5 protein-coding genes and 1 pseudogene are annotated in these 5,379 nt (G+C 49.8%); all 6 read left to right on the forward strand.

All coding sequences use genetic code 11. From position 1 onward, the window contains the following. Positions 1 to 390: pseudogene (locus AB7S66_RS11080) on the forward strand (aminomethyl-transferring glycine dehydrogenase subunit GcvPB); the annotation flags it as partial. Between the two features lie 56 nt (positions 391 to 446). After that, on the forward strand, positions 447 to 1,847 hold the full coding sequence (gene hydA / locus AB7S66_RS11085) for a dihydropyrimidinase (RefSeq protein ID WP_428519992.1): 1,401 nt from the start codon (positions 447 to 449) through the stop codon (positions 1,845 to 1,847). Positions 1,848 to 1,957: 110 nt separating this feature from the next. After that, entirely contained in the window at positions 1,958 to 3,127 is a 1,170-nt protein-coding gene (gene cdd, locus AB7S66_RS11090; protein WP_428519994.1) for a cytidine deaminase, read from the forward strand. Then, positions 3,124 to 4,401, forward strand: a complete 1,278-nt coding sequence (locus tag AB7S66_RS11095; protein WP_428519996.1) for a phospholipase D-like domain-containing protein — start codon at positions 3,124 to 3,126, stop codon at positions 4,399 to 4,401. The genes cdd and AB7S66_RS11095 overlap by 4 nt, the downstream gene beginning before the upstream one ends. Positions 4,402 to 4,427: 26 nt before the next feature. Beyond that, positions 4,428 to 4,931: a hypothetical protein gene (locus tag AB7S66_RS11100; protein ID WP_428519998.1), complete on the forward strand. Its 504-nt coding sequence runs from the start codon at positions 4,428 to 4,430 to the stop codon at positions 4,929 to 4,931. A 6-nt stretch (positions 4,932 to 4,937) separates the two neighbouring features. Then, on the forward strand, positions 4,938 to 5,379 hold a 442-nt coding region (locus tag AB7S66_RS11105; protein ID WP_428520000.1), incomplete at its 3' end, for a hypothetical protein.

The raw sequence follows: 5,379 nt of genomic DNA on the forward strand, positions 1-5,379 counted from the left end.
GCCGACCTGAAAGCAAACTCTGTGGCAAAGCGGTTGGCTGATGAGAGTGAGATACCCTATGGCACCCAATGCATGCATGAGATTGTCATCAGTCTGGAGGAGTACAGGCAAAAGTACGGAATCAGGGCCCAGGATGTTGCCAAGGCTCTCATCGACAAGGGATACCATCCGCCGACCATGTACTTTCCTTCCTTGGTCAGTGAATCGCTCATGATTGAACCGACCGAGAGCGAAAGCCTCGAGACGATGGAAGCTTTCATCCTTGCATTCCGTTCCGTCCTTGCACAGGCAAAGGAGGATCCTGGGTATGTGAAAGGTGCTCCCTATTCCACCCCTGTAGGCCGCTTGGATGAGGTGAAGGCGGTCAAGGAACCAAATCTTCGCTACTAACCACGACTTACGCTTTTTGCTTTGCAGTCTATCCAATCCTGAGGTATCCTTAAGGTATGAATAGAATATTAATACAAGACGGATTGCTCGTTGATACGGAATGGACCAGGCATGCTGACATCTTGATCGAGGATTCGAAGATTGTGCATATCGCAGCAAAAATCGATCCAGACACCTTGCCTGAGGGAACAGAGATTGTACAGGCTGAGGATATGTGTATATTGCCGGGTATCATTGATGCCCATACACACTATCACTTGGTAAGCAGGGGGACGGTCACCGCTGACTCCTTTGAGGAAGGCAGCCGTTGTGCAGCCTTTGGTGGGGTCACCACGGTGATTGATTTCGCCGATGATGACAAAAAAGGAAATCTTGCCGCCTGCACCAAGGCGAGAAGTGCAGCCATGGGTAAGGAGATGGCAGTCGATTTCTCTTTGCATCAAGGCCTGTACGCGTATAGAGAGAGCTTGGAAGAGGAACTGGTGGAGCTCAAGAAAACCGGGGTGAAGGTTATCAAGATGTTCACCACCTACAAGGACGTAGGCTATCTGGTCGACAATCAGGAAGAGTTGCGCAAGATCTTTGCATTATGCAAGAAGCACGACCTCCTGGTCAGTGTCCACTGTGAGGATGATGCAACCATCCAGAAAGTCAATAGCAACTATACCGGTCCCTATACTCCTCCTGCGCATGCAGTTCTCCGCCCAAGTGAAGCAGAGGCGCGAGGTATTGAGACAGTAGGAAAATTGGCCTTGGAGCTCGATATGCCACTGTATGTGGTACATCTTTCGAGCAAGGCTGGACTGCAGAAGGTGAGGGAGCTACGGGCAAAGGGCCTCAGGGTAATTCTTGAGACAACACCCCACTACCTGTTCCTGGATAAGCAAAAGCTTGAAGGGGAGGATGGCCCCCTGTATGTAATGACACCTCCTTTGAGGAGCAAGGAAGATAATGAGGCTTTGCAGGAAGCGGTACTTAATGGGGAAGTGCAGATCATTGCAACTGATCACTGTTCCTTTACCCGCGAACAGAAACTCTCCAGCGATGATGTGAGAACCATTCTTCCAGGGATTCCCGGTACTGAGGAGCTTCTGAGCCTCGTGTACTCCTTTGCCGCAAACAGTGGGAGGATTGGCCTTCAACAGGTGGTGAACCTGCTCAGTACGGCCCCTGCAAAGGCCTTTGGGATCTATCCCCAGAAAGGCTCCATCCGCGTAGGAAGTGATGCAGATCTTGTCATCTTCGACCCTGATATGGCTTGGACGATCAGCAAGGAGAATACGCATTCTGCCAGTGGTTACACCCCGTATGAGGGAGTGCAGGTAATTGGAAAGCCGATCATGACATATCTTCGTGGGCGTCTGATCATGGGAGACAATATCTATCTTGGACGTGCAGGTTACGGCAAGTTTGTTTTCCAGGATGATGTTGGTCGGGGTAAGACGATTATGCACTGAGTCTGAGTGGTTGGTTTTAGTGACGGCATCCTGCAAGGGATGCCGTCTTTCGGTAGTACACTTATTGTCACAAATGGCTATTTTCACTATACTATCAGCAAGGAGTTTTCATGATTGAAGGCATACTGTTTGACATGGATGGGGTTCTCATCGATTCCGAGCCTGTCATCCTACACGCTGCAATGACCTATTTTGAACGTATAGGCGTAACCGTCCAGCCTGAGGACTTCACCCCATTCATCGGCGCAGGAGATAAGCGTTTTCTCTGTGGCGTCGCTGAGAAATATGGTGTTTCGATAGACTTTGAAGAAGCCAGGGAGACCTTGTTCTCTCTCTATGCAACATACGCGATGGACCGTGGCCCGCTTCCAGGGGTTCATAGGTTTATTTCCAATGCCCGTAAAGCAGGGCTGAAGCTGGCCCTTGCCACCAGTGCTGTACGTACAAAGGCAGAGATCAATCTTCGTGCAATAGGGCTTGCTGAATCCGATTTTGATTGCATGGTAACCGGGGAAAGCATCAAGCGGAACAAACCGAATCCAGATATCTATCAGTTGGCGTCTCTTTCCATGGGGATGCCTCCACAGGAATGCTTGGTGATTGAGGATGCTGTGAATGGTATTATTGCGGGCAAGCAAGCCGGATGTTCTGTCTGTGCTGTGGCTACCACGTTCCCTGTATCCGAACTTGTTGATGCCGGGGCAGATTATGTACTTTCAAGTCTGGATGCATTTGAGGATTTCAACAGTATTGAAGAGCTGGAGATGATCCTCTCTTCCAGCAAGGGAATAGACGACCGAGTGGTGTATGGGGCAAACAAGATCCTGGAAGCACCGTCTCCCTTGAGGGGCGGGAGAGCACTCTTGGATTTGGCAATCGAGCAAGCATATGAAGCCAGGAAGAATGCTTACACCCCCTATTCAAAATACAAGGTTGGGGCGGCAGTGGTCAGTAGTGCCACTGGCCGGGTATATAGTGGATGTAACGTGGAAAATTCCAGTTATGGAGCAACCATCTGTGCGGAACGTAATGCAATTTTCAATGCCATAACAAACGAAGGAACCATTGGTATCTCACTTCTTGTGGTAGTGAGTGAGGATGCTCCTCCGGCCCCCCCGTGCGCACTATGCCTACAGGTGCTTGCAGAGTTCAGCAAAAAGGATACCGATGTTCACTTGGTGGATGTTGCCTACGCTGAAGGTAGAAAGGGTAGCCATGTAGTATACCGATTCGAGGAGTTGCTGCCGCATCCCTTCATATTCCCCACGATGAGGTCATGATGCGTCAGGTTCGTTTGGTAGGTATAATCATCAGTTTGATGCTTCTCGGAACAGGTTGCTCAAGCACCCACCATATGATATCCCCTGAGGTGCTCTCTGAGTCGGCTCCTTTCGAGGAAAAACTTTCTTCGTTTCAGATTCCTGCCGTTCAGGTTTCCTATCCTGATGTATACTATGATGGCAGGGTATGGAGAGAACGGCTTATTGAGTTGGTGGAGGATGCGGAGGATTATCTTATCGTCAGCGCATTCCTTGCCTCCAGTTCCGAGGAACTGGAAGAGCTGTACAGTGCACTTGCCAGGAAAGCAGAGAGTGGAGTCCGCGTATACTTCGTGGTCGACGGGACTGGTCCCTTTGACATGACAGAGACACGCTTTCACTTGATACCGCTCAAATTCCTCCGTGAAAGCGGTGTACACCTCCTGGAGTTCAATCCCATCAGTGGTGCACGGCTGGTGAGTGGCCTGAATCTTCTCTACCGTGACCATAGGAAATTCCTCATCGTGGACGGGAAGCACGTCGCGCTTGGGGGGATGAATCTCAACTATATCTCCATTGGTGCCGAAAACGAGCAACTGCAACGGGATAGCATGTATGAATTCATCTCTCCTGAACTCAGCAGCCTTATTCTTGACTATTTCGTTCCTTGGTGGAATGAACAGACCTGGGATGAGATAGATAGGGATGACTTTACAGTTGATGAAACCTCGCTTGAAGGAAAGGAGACATACCGGGGTTGGTATGTGAACCAGGAACCGGGAAGTGCACAGATCAGCAAGCTCATCGGCTCACTGCTCAGCGAGGCGGACCACTCAGTGCAAGTGCTGCCGTTTCTTCCCTTCCTGGATGAGGAGATGATCACGGCTTTTCGAATGGCACAAGAGCGGGGTGTAGAGATACAGATGATCATACCCTTTGACAGGCGGGTTACCAACCGTAAGGGCGTCGAGTACATGACAAAGGATCTTCTTGACATGGGGATTGATCTTCGTATCGAGGAAGATAGTGCGGAAACCCAACGGTTGCTGCATGAGAAGTTGCTCATTGTAGATGAGCGCTATGTCTTGATTGGGTCAACGAATATCAATTACCGTTCAATGAATCTCGCATATGAGAATTCCCTGGTGATTGACAGCCCGGAATTGGCCCAACAGTTGAAACTTCATTTTGAAGAACTGTATGAGGGCACCGTTCCCATTACCGAAGAGATGGCCGAGGGATGGCATACCCTCAGGAACTGGCCCCGCTTCATAACCGCATTCTTTGGAGGTTGATGATGAGGAAGCCGACAATACTACTCATGCTGCTGATACTTCTTATATCAACTCCTGTGACAGCCCGATCGTTCGGGTACGGGGTTGGGTACTATGGTGAAGAGATATCAGATGGACCGGAGAGATTGTCCAGTGGGATGGAAATCTCACTGGCTTACCGACCTTGGTTGCTGGAGTACGGGAATCCTTCCTTGGTGGGCAAAGTAGCCTTTGGAACCAATCAGGATAAGGAGTGGGTCATCCCATACCTGCAGGTAGGCTTGCATGTTGATCTTGTCAGGACCATGAATCATCCATTCAATTTCATTGCTCACAATGTGGTCGCCTATACGCCTGCCCTCGGGGTTTTCTACCAGTTTGATCCTGCAAGGGAGACCTCCACCTTCACCATGGAAGCAAGTCTGTTGAAATTAAGCCAAAAGGATTTCTGGTATGAAGCGTTTTCCCCCTTTATCGCCTTCAATATGGATAAGGGCGTAGTGGACAGTTGGGGGATCAACCTTGTCCGTTACACGTATTTTTTCAAGTAGGGTATCATGCATAAGAAATTGTTATTGACCAGTATCATCGTCTTGATTGTTGTTTCTCCTCTCTTCGCTGGGTATTTTGACCTGGGAATCACCTTGGGAACCAATGCACACTTATATGAGAAAGATCTGGATCCAAGTCGGATGAAGCTTGCATGGGGACTTTCTACCGGTTTAACGGATGTATGGGAATTTGATGTTCAGGTAGATACTTGGATCATTCCCGACCCATTCAGCAGCTCATCGGTTTCACTGCTCATGCAACGAACGCTGCTGGGGCAACGTTCCACCGCATCTGCAGTGGCAGGGGTAGGGATCAATACGCTCGTGGGAGCAGGTGTCATGGTAAGTCCCTACCGGGAGCAAGGAACCTTGGGGATCAGCCATGTGCTGCTCTCCTTGACCCCTGTTACGATAGGGAACCCCGTAAATGGGAAGAGAGAGCGTCTGC

The sequence above is a fragment of the Sphaerochaeta sp. genome, from assembly GCF_050178175.1.
Taxonomy (GTDB): domain Bacteria; phylum Spirochaetota; class Spirochaetia; order Sphaerochaetales; family Sphaerochaetaceae; genus Sphaerochaeta.

What these genes read in the sequence shown, in the direction of transcription:
- hydA (WP_428519992.1), top strand. Translation starts at nt 447, where the DNA reads ATGAATAGAATATTAATACAAGACGGATTGCTCGTTGATACGGAATGG.
- cdd (WP_428519994.1), top strand. Translation starts at nt 1,958, where the DNA reads ATGATTGAAGGCATACTGTTTGACATGGATGGGGTTCTCATCGATTCC.
- AB7S66_RS11095 (WP_428519996.1), top strand. Translation starts at nt 3,124, where the DNA reads ATGATGCGTCAGGTTCGTTTGGTAGGTATAATCATCAGTTTGATGCTT.
- AB7S66_RS11100 (WP_428519998.1), top strand. Translation starts at nt 4,428, where the DNA reads ATGCTGCTGATACTTCTTATATCAACTCCTGTGACAGCCCGATCGTTC.